Here is a 16659-nt window from a genome sequence, read left to right on the forward strand (position 1 = left end):
GGGTATCCAGCGAATCAACGACGCCACATTTTGAAAGGCGTGCTAGTCTTTTCGCCCCTGAATGCTTTCGATCGCTGCGATGGCCGCCATTTTGGCGGTGACCATCTCAGCCTCGGTACCGCACATCCACATGCGGCCAAAACGGCCCACGGATGAAATGTGAATCAACTTGATGTTGGCCCGTTTCTCCGCCTCGTTGGCCGCGATGTTGATGTAGGCTGCCGGAGCCACCTCCAGCACCAGCAGGGTTTCGCCGGCCACGAGCATGCTGCCCCGCCGGAAACGGTTGAGCAGCTGCGCCTGGTAGGGATCCACATTGGTAATCAGTTGGACCGAAGCCACAAACGGTTTTACCCGGCCGGTCTCTTCCAGATTCAACCGATCCAGCACCATGGCACCGGCCTCGATCACGGCCTGCTGGGAGAGGGAGTGGATTTCGAACATACCGAATTCCCGCTCGACAACCTGTGCGCCGGGCCGGGCTTCGGTAGCCTTGACAGCAATGTCCACCAGACGAAAGACCTCGTTGCCGGGGGCCACTTCGATATACAACGAGGCCATGCCTTCCACCATCAGGTCGCCCTGGGTGACGGTGCCCACGAAGGCGGCGTATTGGGGTTGGGTCCGGTCCAGGTAGCAATACACGCGCAATTGAAATTCATCGGCCATAATTAACCTCATATTTTTCTGGAGTGTTATACATTGCCGTGCCCAGCGGCGTCACAAACAGGGGAAACCCGGGAATGGCCGTTTTGATGCCGGTCACTTGTTGCACCACCTTGTCGATGCCGGGAAAACAGGCCGTGCCGCCAACCAGGTAAATGGCCTCCACCGCATGCGCCGCCACGTGCCGGGCCACGATGGTTCCAACCTTCTCCATCACCGGACGCACGATTGGAAAGAGCCGCTGGTAATTCTGGCCGTTTTTTTTGATTTCCTCCGCCTGCTCAAATTCAATCCCAAGGGCTCCGGCGATTACCAGCGAAAAATGCGTGCCCCCGGTCGGCTCGTCAGCCGTGTAGATCACCTCTCCCTCCCGGAAAATGGCGATGCCCGTGGTTCCTCCGCCGACATCGACGACCGCACCGTTTCTCACCTGCAGGACCGCATTGGCCGCAGTGGGTTCGTCGATGGTCTGCTCGCATTCAAAACCGGCCGCCCTGACAATATGCTGGGTTGCCCTGACCTCGTTGATTGAAACCCCCGGCGGAAAGGTGGTCGCCGCCGAATGCAGCTGGAAGCCGATCCGCCTTTCTACGTTGCGCTTTAATTCCTGCACCAGGCTGATCGCACCGTGGTAGTCGACCACCAGTCCATCGCGGACAATTTGAGCGAAGCGGTACTCACCCGCCAGCGGCTGCAGGTGCGCATCGAGTACGACCAGCACCGTATATGCCGTGCCCAGGTCAACGCCGCAATGCACCCGAGGTGGTGGACCATCCCGGAAAAGGGCCTTCTCCGTCACCTGCAAATGGGGCAGAATGTCCTTTGTCCCTGTTTGCGCCGCATGCGCCGAATCGGTCCGGTCCCGACCTGAATCGCCAGCCGGTTGAACGGGGTCGCCTTGCATGACGGCATAGGCCTTGGCTAAAAATGTGTCGAGGACTGGATTCACTGAGTTTGCTCCAATGCGCCTGCATCCGGCCGGGCGCTTTTATCCGCATCGCCTGGGTTGCCGAGCCCCGCAGTCCACCGGAAAGGCGACCGGCAAGACCCTGGCAAATCCGGGGAAGCCTTAACATGTGCCGCTTCGCCGGGGATGAAAATGACATCACCGCTGAAATAATGGCCCATGGGGTTCTTCCCTGCCGCTTAGTCTGACGATGCTTAGGCCTTCCTGCCGAAACCGCCCTTGGTCTCCTTGGGCAGGATGATCTCCACATCGCTGTGGGGGCGGGGGATCACATGGACCGAAACCAGTTCGCCCACGCGCTTGGCCGCTGCGGCGCCGGCATCGGTGGCTGCTTTAACGGCACCCACATCCCCGCGCACCATGACGGTGACATATCCGCCACCGATGTACTCGCTGCCGATGAGATGAACGTTTGCGGCTTTGACCATGGCGTCGGCGGCCTCTATGGCGCCAATCAAGCCTTTGCTTTCGACCATTCCCAGAGCAATCATTTGAATGTCAACCATCGTGCGCTTCTCCTTTTGTTTTGGGGCGTTGGTTTTATTTTTTCGATTTTGTCTACTCGCCATGACGGACCAACTCCTCGATCACCGCCCGTACAATGGCTTTTAATTCAGCCGGATCCAGATCCCTTGCGGCCGGTTGAACCGCTGCCGCACCGACCATCGCCTGGGCCGGCGGGGGGTTTATCTGGTAAGCCAGCCTTTTGATGTTGAGCAGGTGGCCGGTGGTAATGTTATCACCGCTGATGGCGCCGCCGATTCCACCCGATCCCAGGGTCAGGGCAGGCATCAGCCCGGTGGTCACTCCCACCGACCCCAGGGTTCCCATGGTGTTCACCAGAAGGCGAAATACGGGTTTCTTGAGACCGAATTCCATGATGACGCCTTCATCGGCGGCATGGATCACCAGGCTGTGTCCCCGTCCGCCGAAGTGGATTAATTCGATGCAGCGTTCACAGCCCGCCTCCCAGCCATCGACCTCGTACCAGCCCAGAACCGTAGTCAGTTTTTCCCCGGAGAGCGGTTCATCCGCGCCCACGCGGTTTAATGGGGCAACCAGGATGCGGGTGTTTTCGGGGATGCGGATGTCGGCCATGCGGGCCAGCGATTGCGGCGTCTGGCCGACGCTGCGGGGATTGATGGCGCCGTTGGCAAAGAAAAGTACCCGGCTCAAGGCCGCCGCCTGGGTCGGATCGACGAAATAGGCGCCCAGGCGCGCCATCTCGGTGCGCAAGGCGGCGGCAATGGGTTTGTCTGCCACCACCGCCTGCTCCGTTGCGCAGATGACCGAATTGTCAAAGGCTTTGCTGGATACGATCAAAGACGCCGCCGATTTGGCGTCGGCGCTGCGATCGACATAGCAGGGGACGTTGCCGGGGCCGACCCCGTAGGCCGGCTTGCCCATGCTGTGGGCCGCACGAACCATGTCCGATCCACCCGTAGCCAGGATCACGGCGGTTTTCTCGTGCCGCATCAGCGCCTGGGTGCCGGGAAGAGAAATGCTGGACATGCAGCCGACCAGGCCCGACGGCATGCCCGCCGCCTCGCCGGCGTCCGCAATTACCCGCGTGGCTTCCAGGCAGCATCGCCAGGACGACGGGTGTGGGGCATTGACAACCCCGTTGCGGGCTTTGACCGCAATCAGGGTGTTGTGGATCAGGGTGGAGGTTGGGTTGGTGCTGGGACTCAGCGCCGCCACAACCCCCATGGGCCAGCCGATTTCGACGATACCGGCAGTCTTGTCCTCACGGATCACGCCGACGGTCTTGACCGCTTTGATGGATTCCCACACCCCCCGGCTGGCCAGCTGATTTTTAAGCGTCTTGTGTCGGGGGACGCCGAAACCGGTCTCTTCGGTCGCCATGCGCCCCAGACGCTCTGCCGCTTGATAAGCTGCATCGGCCATGGCCTCGCAGACGCGATCGACCTGCTGCTGGCTGAAATCGATAAATTTCTCCTGAGCCGTGTAACAGCTTTCGATCAACCGTCGCGCTTCCTGGATCGATGTCAGGTCTTTATCGAAACCTTGAGTCATGCCATCTCCTTACACTTGTCCTGAAAGCCTAGCGCGTAATAGGGTTGTTGGCGACGTCCAGCACTGCATCCCGGAATGCCTCGCAGGCGGCTTTGCAGGCGCTCTGGCTGCCGGTCAGCAAACCACCGGAAAAGTTGGTTTCCGATGGCGGCTCGAACCAGACCTTCAATTTCACATCGGCTGCCTTCAACGCCGCGTCAAGGCCGAAAGTGGCCTCCAGGGGGCAGGCGATCAGGTAAGCCAGCGGCTCGCCTTTGGGGATGTCGGCCAGCTGTGATAAATAGGACCCGGTGCGGGAGATCGTGTGGGCAAAAAAAGCGTTGGACCCGGCTTCATCGGCGGCGAAAAACCAGGCCTGATTTTCCGCGTAGGCCCGGGTTGCGGCCAACGCCGCACGCACCTCGGCCGGGTCCGGCCCCGCAAAAATGGCGATGATCTCACCGGACAGCGGTCCGGAGGCATGGGCGGCGCCGGCATAAAACGATTTGGCGTACACGACCTCCACATCGGCCATCTTTGTGCCTTCATCGATGGAAACATACAGTGCGTCGTCAATATTGCAGGTGATCAACCCCAGACTGCGCTGATCTGCACGCAGCTTCAATTTCTGCGCAAAACCACGGTCAACATTGGGAATGATCCTGACCGACAATACCTGCGGTTTGATTGGATCCAGTATGGCCATAGGGTTTACCCGTTGATCACTATTTGACGGCGCCGACCGAGACGCTTTTTACCCGTTCATCAACATTTCAGAAGGTTCCGTTTTCGCTTGCGGCGCTACACCCTGTTGCGTTCAACACCGCTGGTCTTGTCCCTGATCATTGTCTGGATGAGCTGGACCGCATGGGCGCCGGCTTCCAGCGGGTTGAGGCCGCCTGCATAGATGTTGCAGATCGCATCCCGGTTGGCGTCGGTCGCGTCCGGTTGGGGACGGTATCCCACGTATATGCTCATGCTTTGTGCACGGGCAAGGCCCGGTCGCTCCCCGATCAGGATGGCGCAAACCTTGGCGTCAATAATGCTGTTTACGTCGTTGAGCAATCCGACCCGGGCGTTCTTAACAAAAAAGGGTGTGCCCATCGACAACCCCGCGCTGTTCAGACCCTGTTGGAGAACGGGCATGATCTGCCGCAGGTTATGATCGATGGCTGCCCCGCTGAGGCCGTCGCCGACAAAAATCTGCACGTCGGGGTTTTTGGTGCAGCGATCGCGCAGAATCGCCTTGGACGCTTCGGTCAGCCTGCGTCCCATGTCTGGCCGCTTCAGATAGGTCTGGCGGTCCGCGGCCTGGCTCTCGACACTGAAAAGGCCCAGCTCCTCGAGGAGGTTGGCGTCAACCGCGTGCATCAGGGCGTCCTGGGTGACGCCATGGTCGGCCAGGAAAAGCAGGCTGGCGGCCGTTCGTGGTCGGGGTCCACTGCGGCCCACGCCGATACGGGCCGGGGTGGCCGCCATCAGGGCGCGCAATCCATCTGGATGGATCGGCTTTTCAATTCCGGGTCGTTGGCGGGCCGCCGGCAGGGTGGGGTCGTCCAGATCGATCCGCAGGCCGTCAGAACCGCCACCGTCGGGTCGATCGGTCTCGACCGTTGTCCCGGCGGCGTTTTGAACCGTTGAAGTGACCGGACTCCCCGTGGCTTGACGCGAAGAATCTTCAATCTCTGCCAGTACGGCTTCGATGATGGCTTGAATGTCCCGTTCCTGCATGGCTAATGTTCCTGTTTTGGCTAGCGGCTCAGGAAAAATGACGGATCACCGGCCTTGTCGGTGAGCAGGCCATTTCTCATCAGGCCCAGATCTTCCATCCAGGCCTCAAACTCCGGCAGCGGTCGCAATCCCAATGTCTGCCGCAGCGAGGGGGCGTCATGAAAGCTGGTGCACTGGTAAGCCAGCATGGCGTCATCGCCCATGGGCACTCCCATGAAATAATTGCACCCGGCCGCAGTGAGCAGAACCGCCAGATTCTCGATGTCGTTCTGGGTCGCGCGGGCGTGGTTGGTGTAACAGGCGTCGCAGCCCATGGGGATGCCGGTCAGCTTGCCCATGAAATGGTCTTCCAGTCCGGCCCGGGTGATCTGGATGGCGTCGTACAGATATTCCGGGCCGATAAACCCCACAACGGTGTTGACCTGATAGGGCTTCCAGCGCTTGGCCAATCCGTAAATCCGGGCCTCCAGGGTCAGCTGGTCCCAGCCGTTGTGTGCGTCTGCCGAAAGTGCGGATCCCTGACCCGATTCAAAGTACATGTAGTTGGGGCCCGTTGGCCAACAGTATTTCTGAGCCATGGCATAGGCCTCGTCCAGCATGCCCACATCGATGCCGAAACTTTGATTGCCCATTTGCGAACCGGACAGACTCTGAAACACCAGGCCCACCGGCGCCCCCTTTTTCATGGCCTGCATCTGGGTGGTGACATGGGACAGCAGGCAGTTCTGGGTGGGAACCTGCCAGGTTCGGATGATATCATAGGTCATATCGAGCAACCGCGCCACACTGCTCAGACTGTCATCCACCGGGTTGATGCCGATGACGCTGTCACCGGAACCATAGGAAAGGCCTTCGTAGATGGCGGCGCGAATACCCTCGGGGCTGTCTACGGGGTGATTGGGCTGGCAGCGGCTGGCCAGGGTTCCGGGAAGCCCGGCGGTATTGACGCAGTGGGAGGTGACCCGGATTTTTTTGGCGGCGTAGATCAGGTCGAGATTGGACATCAGTTTGGTCACCGCCGCCACCATCTCTCCGGTCAGGGCGTTGCTAACCCGGCGGATCATCTCAGCCGTGGTGTTGTCCGCGAGCAGCCACTCCCTGAAATCCCCGACCGTCCAGCCCTTGATCTCATTGTAAATCGTTTCGTTGACGGCGTCGTCGATCACCCGTGTGACTTCGTCCCGGTCGTAAGGCACCGCCGGGTTGGCCCGCAGGGTCTCCAGGGTGACCTCGGCCAGGACGTATTTGGCGGCTACCCGTTCAGCGATCGATGTGGCTGCCAACCCAGCCAGTTCATCACCGGATTTCGGTTCGTTGGCCTTGCCCATCAACTCTCGGACACTTCTGAATTCGATGGTTTTGCCAAATAGCTTGGTTCGCAGCAGCATGTACGATTTTCCTTGATGGCAGACGGGTCGATCTGCACCGACGATGGACGGCAACGTCCCCTTGAAGGCCTAATGGTAAAAGATCAGTGTCTTGACGCTCAACGGCACGGCCCGGCCGTCCAGCACCGGGCGTCCGATATCAATATAATCGCCTTCGCTCAGTCCCACCTGGTCGATGACCAGCAGCGGGCGATCCGGCATCCGATTCTTCAATGTCTGTCCCAAAACGCGGGCGTAGTCGTGCTCGATGATGATGATCAGCGGCTGGTCGGTTGCCGGATTTGCCGCCGTGAAATCAGCCAGGCCGCCGGCCAGTGCCGTCAGACACGCAAAATCGAGACTCCAGGAGAGTTCCAGGGCGATCGCAAACTGGGTGCCGGTCGGCGCGACGTCCCATCGGTCGACCGCATCGCGCACCGCCGTGGACACCTGTTGGCGCGATGGCGGGATCTGCGGCCAACGCGGCCGAATTACCGGTACATTTCGGATGGGCAGAATGTCATCTTCGGCCCAGATGGTGCTTCCGCTCAGGGTGACGGTCTGTGAACTGGCGCCCATGACGGTAGCCTGCAGGGTTTCAGGCGGCCTGCGAATGTCGTAATTTTCCAGACCGGGGTGCAGGCGGATCGATTCCGCCAGCAGAGGCCCGATGTCCCCATGCACGGTCACATCCTGCGTGGCATTGATCGCAATCGGCGCATAGATGTAGTGCCCGATGCCGCCCGAAAAGAATACGGTGGTGTTTTTCCCCGACTCAGATGACGGATCGGTCAGCATCAATTGCCTGGCCAGCGGGCTGCAGCGCCCTTCGATCAATTCAACGGTCAGGTCAGCCATACAATCGGTCAGCGCACGCAATTGTTCCAGGTTCGGTTTCACGCCGATCGACAATGGCAGACCCAGATGATCGATGAGGATCCGGGCCGGTTCGGCGATGTGCCCGATCTGCCCGCTGGACGGGTCTATTTCCAGAATGCGTCCGCCATAGTTCATTGCCGCGTCCGCAATCATCCTGCCCTGACGGAAAATGGCGCAGTTGGCGGAGCCACCGCCGATGTCCACGTTGGTGGCGGTGGTGAAGTGCTCCCGGGAAAACGTTTCGGCCCCCGAACCTTTTCCGGAGATCATCGACTCCAGGTGCGGTCCGGCCACGGTGACCACAAAGTCTCCCGCCAGGGCGGAGAGTGTGTCCAAAATGACATCGGCGTTGCGTTTTTTAGCGGTTTCGCCGGTAATAATTACCGCGCCGGTCTCGACCTGTTCGGGGGCAATGCCGGCTTGCCGGTACTCCTGACGCAGAATCTGTTCCAGCGCGGCTGCATCGATGGCCTCCGGCCCTTCCAAGGGGGTCAAATGCATGCCACTGCGGTAGACCACCACCTTGTCGACGATGCCGGCTGTGCGCTGCAGGTTTAGCGGCGATCGGGCCAGGGGCGTCGAACCGCCCATGACCTCCCCGGCCAGCGTCAATCTGGAAAAGACAACCTGGGTTGTCGTGGTGCCCACGTCAATTCCAACGCTGAGCATTTCATGGGTCTCTTTGCGCATCGGCAGCAGCTATCCGTTTAACGACCCTTGCGAAAGGTCACCTTGCCGTTCGACTGCAAGGTGTCGACGATGGCCATGATGACATTGTCCACCGGCCGGTCGAGGGTGATATCCGTCCGGCGTGCTCCGGACCCCTGAGTCACCAGCACCAGGTCCCCCTCCCCGGCGTCCACCGCGTCGACGGCAACCATGGGTCGGCCCACCGATTTTCCGGCAGCGTCGGCTTCCCGAACAATGAGAAGCTTACTGCCGACCAGCGATTCGTGCTTCATGGTCGCAACGACCAGTCCTGTTACCCGTGCGATGAGCATAACATGAATCCTTTTTTATTTTCCAAAATATAAATCAGGCAGCCACAGGGCGATCTGGGGAAATATGATGACGATGGCCAAACCGAGAATCATCACCAACACAAAGGGTACGATCGAGTTGTAGATGTCCATCAGGGTTACCTCCGGCGGTGCCATGGCCTTCATCAGAAACAGGTTATAGCCGAAGGGCGGTGTCATGTAAGCAATCTGGCAGGTGATCGTGTAAAGGACGCCGTACCAGATCGGGTCGAAGCCCAGGTTGATCACCAGGGGAACATAAAGGGGGGCGACAATGATCAGCATGGCCGTATCGTCCAGAAACATGCCCATCAGGATGTAGGAAAGCTGCATCATGACCAGCACGCCCCACGGGCTGAGTCCCCAGCGGTCAAGAAACAGAGACTTGATCGCATGCACGGCACCGAGGCCGTCGAAGACGGCGCCGAAGCAGAGGGCCGCCAGGATGACCCACATGAACATGCAGCTCACGCTCAGCGTGTTGCGCAGGGTGTTTTCCAACACCTCCCGGTTAAAGCGGCCTCTGAAAACGGCGGCGAGGGTCGTTGCGGCCGCACCCGCCGCTGAACACTCGACCAGGCTGGTTACCCCCAGCAGGAACAGCCCCGTCATGGAAAAAATAATAACCAGGGGAATGATTCCCGCCCGGAGCAGCCGGAACCGCTCTCCCCAGCTGATTAGCCGCCGCTCCTGCAGAGGCAGCGCCGGTCCCAGCTGCGGGTTCATTTTGCATCGAATCGTAATGTAGGCGATAAACAGGGCTGCCAGGAGGAGGCCGGGGAAAACACCGGCCAGCCAAAGCCGGCCCACATTTTGCCGGGCGATCATTCCATAGAGAACCAGAACGACGCTGGGCGGGACCATGATGCCCAGGGAACTGCCCGCCTGGATGACGCCGGTGACCATGACCTTGTCATATTTACGCTTGAGCATTTCCGGCATGGCAATACTGGCGCCGATGGCCATGCCGGCGACACTCAGCCCGTTCATGGCCGCCACGGCGGTCATCAGGCCGATCGTTCCGATGGCCAGCCCCCCGTCGAGAGGGCCCATCCAGACATGAAACATGCGGTAGAGGTCGCTGGCGATGCCCGACTCAGAAAACATGTATCCCATATAGATGAACAACGGTAAGGTCAGGAGCGGGTACCAATTCAACAAAACGAAGCTGGCGTTGAAGGGCATCTCTATGCCTCCCTCGCCCCACAGGAGCAGGGCGAAAAGGGCGGCGACACCCCCGATGGCGGCGAAGACGCGCTGTCCGGTGAGCAGCATGAGCAGCATGGAGGTGAATATCAGCAGCGCGATCAGTTCATGGCTCATTAAAGCGACTCCCCTCTGGCCGTTGCCAGGTCCTTGAAGAAAATGGCGATCGACTGCAGCAGCATCAACACAATTCCGATGGTCATGATGATCTTGATGGGGGCCAGCGGCGGGGCCCATGAGGTATAATTCACCTGCTTGTATCGCAGGGCATACTCAAGGCTGGAAATGGCGCCGTAAAGCAGAAGCACCAGGTAGAAGATCAGGACGATGGCGGTAAGCATGTCGACGACCGCCCGTCTCTTCGGTGACCAGCGGCCGTAGAGGAGATCCATTCTGACATGGCCGTCGAGGATCATGGAGTAGCCGCCGCCGAGCAGGTAATACGCGGCCATGGTAAACTGCGCGATCTCCACGACCCATATGTGGGGCTGATTAAAGAGCGTCCTGGAGATGGATTCGAACAGCAGCACGCCCATCATGACGAAGACCAGGTACTGGGAGAATTTGCCGACCACCTTGTTGGTTGCATCCACATAGTTCACGAAGCACTTGATTGCTTTGGGCATAACGACCCCTCTGCCTGGGTATGCGGTTTCGAATCACCGGACCATGCTGGGAATACGCGTTGTGCGGTGATCAAAGCCCACAGCCTCGTCCGGCCTTTACCGACCCTGTTTTTCAACACATTTGCAGCGGTTTGGCCTTCCCCATCCCGATCAGCGTCGTGACAGGGAAGGCCAAACCCGCCATGCTATACCAACGGCCTGGGACCGGTTCTATCAGTACCGGTAGGGTGGGCCGGCGGCTTCCATGGTTTTGGCGTATTCCTTGAGGATATTGACCACTTTGGCATTCCTGGGGCTCTTGGCGGCAATCTCGTCCCAGTATTTCAGGGCGGCGTCTTCCACGACCTTCCATTCCTCTTTGGGAATGGAGGTGAGCTCCAGTTTGCCTCCCTTGGTGCGGTAGTGCGCCTCACCCCACCAGTACCAATGCTGCCTGTAGTAGTGCGAACTGTCCATTGAGAGTTTGAATAGGGTCTTGAGATGCTCGGGCAGGGCCTCCCATTTCTTGGTGTTGGCGAAGTAAGAGCCCGCCCAGGCGCCGGATATGGGATTCGTCAGATAGTACTTGGTGACGTCGGCCCATCCCACCGTATAATCCTCGGTGATGCCGGACCAGGCCACCCCATCCAGTTCGCCGGTTTGAAGGGCCATCTGAACGTCCTCATAGGGCAGGGACATGGGGACAACGCCGAATTGCTGCATGAACTTGCCCCCGGTGGGAAACATATACATTCTCAGCCCCTTGAAGTCCTCCATGTGGCGGATCGGCTTGCGGGTGGCGAAATTGCATGGGTCCCAGGCCCCGGCGCTCAGCCAGGTGACTTCCGGTATCTCCGCATAGGCCTCCTCCCAGATTTTGTCCAGCCCGTACCAGTTCCACAACACGGGGACATCCAGCGAATAGCGCGATGCAAAGGGAAAATAGGCGGCAAAGACAGACACATCCACCGGCGCGGCAATTGAATCGTCGTCGCTTTGAACGGCGTCAATCGTCCCCTTGGAGACGGCCCTGAAAAGCTCACCGTGGGGCACCAGCTGATCGGCATTGTACAACTCGATGACCATCTCTCCATTGGCCGCTTTGTTAAACGCATCGATTGACGGCTTGATGACATGTTCGGCTAAAGCGGGACCGGCATAGGTCTGCATCCGCCACTTGATGGTGGTTTTCTTTTGCGCATGCACAAAAGGGGCGTTGATGGCTGTGGCAGCCACGGCCGCGGTCCCTACTCCTGCCTTTTTAATGAAATCGCGTCTTTTCATTCGATCTGACTCCTTTCGTGGGGTTGGGGTGAAAATCCTTCTAAATCGACTGATGGGATACCCGTTAAACCGTTCGTGAAGTCTCTCCGATTGATCCCGCACCATAACGATCATCGCGCGTAGAGGCAGGTGGCGGCGTCAGAAGCATCAAGAAAACGAAGAATAGGCAATCAACGTTTAACTTTCAATCCGCCTGATCGATCGTCCAGGCCCTTGGCACCTGGTCCGGGAGAGGAGATCAGACGGTCCTGTTGGTTGCGGTCAGGGTTGTTGATAGGTGCAGGCACCAATCCCAATCCAGGCTGGGGTGCCAGTGTTGGATGAAAGGATCAATACAAGCAAATGTCGAACGCCAGCGTGTTTCTCCATTTATAAATTCAGCGTTAGTCCAAGTCAATGCCTTTTGCCCGCTCCCGGAAAAAACGAGCGCGGCGGCCGTCGCGTTTGCCGTCGCAGGAGAAGAGCCGCCTCAGGGAGGGCCTCAGACAACCCCATTTCCCCGCAGCGCTTTGATTTCCGCCCCGCTGAAGCCCAGTTCTCCGAGAATCTGGTCCGTGTTTTCTCCGAAGGCCGCCGGCGCTGTGCGCACCGCTCCCGGCGTTTTACTCAGCTTCACCGGTACCCCCAAGACGGGTGTCGTCCGACCGGTTGACGACACCATCCCCCGTACCTCGAAAAGCGGATCCTGCATGGCTTCGGCCACGGTTCTGACCGGGGAAACGCAGACATCCAGACCTTGGAGTTCGCGTTCCCATTCGTCGAGCGGTTTATGTCTGAATTGCTCGCTCAGGAAGGCGATAAGGTCCTCCCGGCGGTTGTCGTCATACTGCAGCGGTCCGTATTCGGGCTTTCCCAAATGGCGGCACAGGTTCTGCCAGAAGCGGCTTTCCACCGCACCCACGGAGAGAAAGCGGCCGTCTGCGGTCTCGTAGGTGTTATAGCAGGCGTAGCGATGGGAGAGAAAGGCGTTCCCGCGGGTTTGCTCGGCGCCAAACAGGGCCTGGAAGAACTGCACCGTGGGCAGCAGGCCCAGCATGCCGTCGGTCATGGAGATGTCGATATGCTGTCCCGCACCGCAGCGCTGCCGGTGGTAAAGGGCCATGACGATGCCCAGGGCCCCGTTCATGCCGCCGCCCACCATATCCGCCATGGGGATGCCGGGAATGGTCGGTGCCCGGTCTTTTTCGCCCATCAGGTCCAGCAGGCCCGCGCGGCTCAGGTAATTGACATCGTGGCCGGCGGCATGGCGCATGGAGCCGGTCTGACCATAGCCGGTGATGGAGCAGTAGATGATTTTCGGGTTCACCCGGCAAACGGCGTCGTAGTCCACTCCCAGCCGCGTCACCACACCCGGCCGGAATCCTTCAACCATGACGTCCGCATCCTCGATCAATCGGAAAAAGATCTCGCGCCCGGCCGCGGACTTCAGGTTCAGGCTCATGTGGGACTTGTTGCGGTAGACAGGAAAAATGTACTCACCCCGATCCCGGCAGCGCGGGTCCTCGACCGCGATGACCCGGGCGCCGTGGTCGGCCAGGATCATGGTGCAGTAGGGTCCCGGCAGCAGGCGAGACAGGTCGATCACGGTGATGCCGGACAGGGCGCCAGTTTGGCTCATAGTTGAACGGTCAACGGTTGAAGGTTTACGGTCGAAGGTTGATGGCCTCGTAAAAAGTTCCCGATGTGTCATTCCCGCGAAGGCGGGAACCTATAACTATTTGAAACTTATGGATCCCCGCCTCCGCGAGGATGACAATAAATCTGAGATTTCGACTTTTTACGACTCCGTCAAGGTTTACGGTCAAGGGTCGAAGCAACGGGAACCCACTTTTGCCAGTTGGCACAAATTACAATCCCATGAACTTGGCGGCGATGCCTTTCATGATTTCGTTGGTGCCGGCGAAAATCGACATGACCCGCACGTCCCGCCAGGCGCGCACCAGCGGGCAGGACTCCACGGTGCCGAAATCGCCCAGGATGCTCAGGGCCCTGTCTGCCGTGCGGTTGGCCAGGTCCGTGGTCCAGAACTTGGCCATGGAGGTTTCGACCACGATGTTTTTCTTCTCGATGTGGTCGGCCACCAGTTTGTCCACGAAGGTTCGGCCGACCTTGACGTCGGCGGCCATCTCCACCAGTTCGAATTGAACGGCCTGGGCTTTGGACATGGGGCGGCCGCCACGGTTCGTTTTGCGGCAAAAATCCATGGTCCACGCCAGAATGCCTTCGGCCCCGCACACCGCTCCAACGGCACAGGTCAGCCGTTCCTGCTGGAGTTTTTCCATGAGCATGAGAAAGCCCATGCCTTTTGCTCCCAGCCGGTGGCCCACGGGGATGCGGCAGTTGCTGAAATACAGCTCGGCGGTGTCCTGGCTGTGCCAGCCCATCTTGTCCAGCTTCCGTCCGCGGGAGAAACCCGGTGTGCCGGCTTCGATTACATACAGGGACATGGCTTCATACTTGTTCTCCACGGCCGGATCCCTTGCGGCGAAAACCAGCAAATCGCAGTTGATGCCGTTGGAGATGAAGGTCTTGGCGCCGTTGATGGTCACAGTGTCCCCTGCTTCCACGGCCGTGGTCTTCATGCCGGCCAGATCGCTGCCCGCGTCCGGTTCAGTCATGCCCACCGCTGTAATGCATTCGCCGGAGATGCAGCCGGGAAGGTATTTCGCCTTCAATGCCTCGCTGCCGTATGCATCGATATAAGGGACCACCACGTCACTGTGCAGACCTGCGGCCAGACCCGTGTGGGCGGTGCGGGCGAGTTCTTCGGCCACGATCACCGAATAGCGGAAGTCGCCGCCCAGACCCCCGTACTTCGGGTCCACGGCCGGGCACAGGAAGCCGCCTCGGCCCATCTTTTTCCAGACGGATTTGGGGACGATGCGATCCGCCTCCCACTGGTTGACATGGGGGATCACTTCGGCGTCACAAAAAGACCTCAGGCGCCGCCTGAAATCCTCATGTTCCGGGGTATACGTCAGGATCTCCATGGTGGGCCCTCATTTTTCATACCTGCCGACAATGGCAATGCTGCAGATGTTCTGGAAAGGGAATCCACCCAGGTTGTGGGTAAGCCCGAAGCGCGGGTCCGCGAGCTGCCGCTCGCCGGCCCGGCCCAACAGCTGCAGGTACATTTCGTAGAGCATGCGCAGGCCCGAGGCGCCGATGGGGTGTCCGAAGCACTTGAGCCCCCCGTCCACCTGGCAGGGCAGGCCGCCGTCCAGGTCGTAGAATCCGTCCATCGCATCGTGCACGGCCTTGCCCCGGGCGGAAATGTGCAGGTCCTCGTAGGTGACCAACTCGGTGATGGAGAAGCAGTCGTGGACCTCCATCATGCTGATCTCTTCGCGGGGGTTGGTGATGCCCGCCTCCGCATAAGCCGTTTTGCTGCACCTGGTGGTGGTCATGAAATGGTCGCCGTCCCACTCGTCGTAGCCCATTTCTTCACCGGAGCTCAGGGCCAGCTGGAGCGCTTTGACCGAAACGATGTCCACTTTGCCCAGGCTCCTGGCGATTTCCGGCGTGGTGACGATGGCGCACGCCGACCCGTCGCTGACCCCGCAGCAGTCGAAGAGCCCCAGGGGGTGAGCGATGATGGGGGCGGCCATGACCTGCGCCTCGGTGATTTTTTTCCTCAGGTGGGCCTTGGGGTTGAGCAGGCCGTTGGCGTGGCTTTTGACGGACACGTGGGCCATGGCCCGCTTCAGATCCTGGTCCTTGACCCGGTATTTGGCCGCATAGGCGCTGGCCAACTGCGCGAAGGAGCCCGGGGCCGTCAGGTTGGGCCACCACTGCCAGACCAGCGTTCCGGCGTTGGAACCGAAGTTGGGCAAGCCGCCGTAGCCGGTGTCCTTGAGCTTTTCCACACCCTGGGCCAGGCAGATGTCATAGGCCCCGGATGCCACCCCATACACGGCCCCCCGAAATGCTTCGGTGCCAGTGGCACAGTAGTTCTCCACCCGGGTCACCGGGATCATGGGCAACCGCAGGGTGGTGGACAAGGGCATGGCGGTCTTGCCCACATTGATCTCCTCCAGGCACGACCCGAACCAGGCGGCGTCGATCTCTTTTTTTTCGATGCCCGCGTCGGCCAGGCACTCCTCGAAGGCCTCCACCATCAGTTCTTCGGCACCCATCTCCCAGCGTTCGCCGAACCGGGTGCACCCCATGCCGATGATGGCCACTTTGTCCTTGATTCCCGTTGCCATACTGATGCCTCTATGCGCCAAGTTTATATTGAAGTGGGTCTGTTCAGGCGGTGAAGCCGCGTCATCAATAATCGGAGACCGGTTTTAAAGTTTGAACAGGTCCATGAGCGCAAAAGTCAAATCCGGAAGCGCCTTGGCACCCGCGATGGTGTCGATCCGGTCCCAGTTCTCGTGGATCAGTTCGGGGGAAGGGGGGTGTTCCCGGCCGCCGATCGCCGCCCCCGGTCCGGTCATGACCGCCGCCCGGTTGATATATCCCATGCCCGTGCTGAAGATGGCGCCGTTCTCGCTGCAGCGATCACTGCACAGGTAGACCACCAGGGGTGCCACCAGCTCCGGCTTCATTTTTTGGAACATGTCCGGCGGCAGGATGTCTTCGGTGAGCCGGGAGGCGGCCAGGGGTGCGACGGTATTGACCCGGATGCCGTATTTTTCACCCTCCAGCTTCAAGGTGTTCATCAGGCCCACCAGGGCCATCTTGGCCGCCGCGTAGTTGGCCTGGCCGAAGTTGCCGTAAAGGCCGGCAGCCGAGGTGGTCATGACGATGCGCCCGTAGCCGTTGGCCTTCATCACGGCAAAGGCCGGCCGGGTGACGTTGAAGGCGCCGTTGAGGTGGACGGCCATGACGGCGTCCCAGACGTCCGGTTCCATCTTGGCGAAGCTCCTGTCCCGCAGGATGCCGGCGTTGTTGATCAGGATGTCCACGGTGCC

At 59.8% G+C, this 16659-nt stretch carries 16 protein-coding genes; all 16 read right to left on the bottom strand.

The features are described from left to right. Window positions 1–42 precede the first annotated feature (42 nt). Window positions 43–669, bottom strand: coding sequence for a hypothetical protein (locus R6V78_RS09045; RefSeq protein WP_410289022.1), 627 nt, complete (start codon window positions 667–669; stop codon window positions 43–45). Continuing rightward, on the bottom strand, window positions 659–1615 hold the full coding sequence (eutJ, locus tag R6V78_RS09050; protein WP_410289023.1) for an ethanolamine utilization protein EutJ: 957 nt from the start codon (window positions 1613–1615) through the stop codon (window positions 659–661). Before eutJ ends, R6V78_RS09045 begins: the two co-directional genes overlap by 11 nt. A 212-nt stretch (window positions 1616–1827) precedes the next feature. Beyond that, entirely contained in the window at window positions 1828–2130 is a 303-nt protein-coding gene (eutM, locus tag R6V78_RS09055) for an ethanolamine utilization microcompartment protein EutM (RefSeq protein WP_410289040.1), read from the bottom strand. A 61-nt stretch (window positions 2131–2191) separates the two neighbouring features. After that, window positions 2192–3670, bottom strand: coding sequence for an aldehyde dehydrogenase family protein (locus R6V78_RS09060; RefSeq protein ID WP_410289024.1), 1479 nt, complete (start codon window positions 3668–3670; stop codon window positions 2192–2194). 28 nt (window positions 3671–3698) lie between these two features. Beyond that, complete coding sequence (gene eutL / locus R6V78_RS09065; RefSeq protein WP_410289025.1) at window positions 3699–4355, bottom strand: ethanolamine utilization microcompartment protein EutL; 657 nt, start codon at window positions 4353–4355, stop codon at window positions 3699–3701. A gap of 95 nt (window positions 4356–4450) precedes the next feature. Continuing rightward, entirely contained in the window at window positions 4451–5380 is a 930-nt protein-coding gene (eutC, locus tag R6V78_RS09070) for an ethanolamine ammonia-lyase subunit EutC (RefSeq protein WP_410289026.1), read from the bottom strand. A gap of 20 nt (window positions 5381–5400) precedes the next feature. Next, the gene (locus tag R6V78_RS09075; protein ID WP_410289027.1) at window positions 5401–6768 is read right to left on the bottom strand and encodes an ethanolamine ammonia-lyase subunit EutB; all 1368 of its coding nucleotides are present in this window, start codon (window positions 6766–6768) and stop codon (window positions 5401–5403) included. 69 nt (window positions 6769–6837) lie between these two features. Beyond that, a complete protein-coding gene (locus tag R6V78_RS09080; protein WP_410289028.1) occupies window positions 6838–8316 on the bottom strand; it encodes an ethanolamine ammonia-lyase reactivating factor EutA in 1479 nt (492 codons plus the stop codon). Between the two features lie 17 nt (window positions 8317–8333). Continuing rightward, window positions 8334–8627, bottom strand: a complete 294-nt coding sequence (locus R6V78_RS09085; protein ID WP_410289029.1) for a EutN/CcmL family microcompartment protein — start codon at window positions 8625–8627, stop codon at window positions 8334–8336. 15 nt (window positions 8628–8642) lie between these two features. Beyond that, window positions 8643–9968 carry a TRAP transporter large permease subunit gene (locus R6V78_RS09090; protein ID WP_410289030.1) on the bottom strand — a complete coding sequence of 442 codons (1326 nt, stop codon included), beginning with the start codon at window positions 9966–9968 and terminating at the stop codon, window positions 8643–8645. Then, window positions 9968–10477, bottom strand: coding sequence for a TRAP transporter small permease subunit (locus tag R6V78_RS09095; protein WP_410289031.1), 510 nt, complete (start codon window positions 10475–10477; stop codon window positions 9968–9970). The genes R6V78_RS09090 and R6V78_RS09095 overlap by 1 nt, the downstream gene beginning before the upstream one ends. A 213-nt stretch (window positions 10478–10690) precedes the next feature. After that, window positions 10691–11740 (bottom strand): TRAP transporter substrate-binding protein, encoded by a 1050-nt coding sequence (locus R6V78_RS09100; protein WP_410289032.1) that lies wholly within the window; start codon window positions 11738–11740, stop codon window positions 10691–10693. 481 nt (window positions 11741–12221) lie between these two features. Next, window positions 12222–13358, bottom strand: a complete 1137-nt coding sequence (locus R6V78_RS09105; RefSeq protein WP_410289033.1) for a CaiB/BaiF CoA transferase family protein — start codon at window positions 13356–13358, stop codon at window positions 12222–12224. Between the two features lie 229 nt (window positions 13359–13587). Beyond that, window positions 13588–14730 carry an acyl-CoA dehydrogenase family protein gene (locus tag R6V78_RS09110; protein ID WP_410289034.1) on the bottom strand — a complete coding sequence of 381 codons (1143 nt, stop codon included), beginning with the start codon at window positions 14728–14730 and terminating at the stop codon, window positions 13588–13590. Window positions 14731–14739: 9 nt separating this feature from the next. Then, window positions 14740–15948 (bottom strand): acetyl-CoA acetyltransferase, encoded by a 1209-nt coding sequence (locus R6V78_RS09115; RefSeq protein WP_410289035.1) that lies wholly within the window; start codon window positions 15946–15948, stop codon window positions 14740–14742. A gap of 84 nt (window positions 15949–16032) precedes the next feature. After that, window positions 16033–16659: SDR family NAD(P)-dependent oxidoreductase (locus tag R6V78_RS09120; RefSeq protein WP_410289036.1), on the bottom strand; the 627-nt coding region annotated here is incomplete at its 5' end.

Source organism: Desulfosarcina sp. (assembly GCF_046496365.1).
Classification (GTDB): Bacteria; Desulfobacterota; Desulfobacteria; order Desulfobacterales; family Desulfosarcinaceae; genus Desulfosarcina.

Excerpts from the sequence above, each read along its gene's own strand:
- R6V78_RS09095 (WP_410289031.1), bottom strand. The coding sequence starts at position 10,477 with ATGCCCAAAGCAATCAAGTGCTTCGTGAACTATGTGGATGCAACCAAC.
- R6V78_RS09080 (WP_410289028.1), bottom strand. The coding sequence starts at position 8,316 with ATGCGCAAAGAGACCCATGAAATGCTCAGCGTTGGAATTGACGTGGGC.
- R6V78_RS09090 (WP_410289030.1), bottom strand. The coding sequence starts at position 9,968 with ATGAGCCATGAACTGATCGCGCTGCTGATATTCACCTCCATGCTGCTC.
- R6V78_RS09075 (WP_410289027.1), bottom strand. The coding sequence starts at position 6,768 with ATGCTGCTGCGAACCAAGCTATTTGGCAAAACCATCGAATTCAGAAGT.
- R6V78_RS09105 (WP_410289033.1), bottom strand. The coding sequence starts at position 13,358 with ATGAGCCAAACTGGCGCCCTGTCCGGCATCACCGTGATCGACCTGTCT.
- R6V78_RS09115 (WP_410289035.1), bottom strand. The coding sequence starts at position 15,948 with ATGGCAACGGGAATCAAGGACAAAGTGGCCATCATCGGCATGGGGTGC.
- eutL (WP_410289025.1), bottom strand. The coding sequence starts at position 4,355 with ATGGCCATACTGGATCCAATCAAACCGCAGGTATTGTCGGTCAGGATC.
- R6V78_RS09045 (WP_410289022.1), bottom strand. The coding sequence starts at position 669 with ATGGCCGATGAATTTCAATTGCGCGTGTATTGCTACCTGGACCGGACC.
- eutC (WP_410289026.1), bottom strand. The coding sequence starts at position 5,380 with ATGCAGGAACGGGACATTCAAGCCATCATCGAAGCCGTACTGGCAGAG.
- R6V78_RS09060 (WP_410289024.1), bottom strand. The coding sequence starts at position 3,670 with ATGACTCAAGGTTTCGATAAAGACCTGACATCGATCCAGGAAGCGCGA.
- R6V78_RS09085 (WP_410289029.1), bottom strand. The coding sequence starts at position 8,627 with ATGCTCATCGCACGGGTAACAGGACTGGTCGTTGCGACCATGAAGCAC.
- R6V78_RS09100 (WP_410289032.1), bottom strand. The coding sequence starts at position 11,740 with ATGAAAAGACGCGATTTCATTAAAAAGGCAGGAGTAGGGACCGCGGCC.
- R6V78_RS09110 (WP_410289034.1), bottom strand. The coding sequence starts at position 14,730 with ATGGAGATCCTGACGTATACCCCGGAACATGAGGATTTCAGGCGGCGC.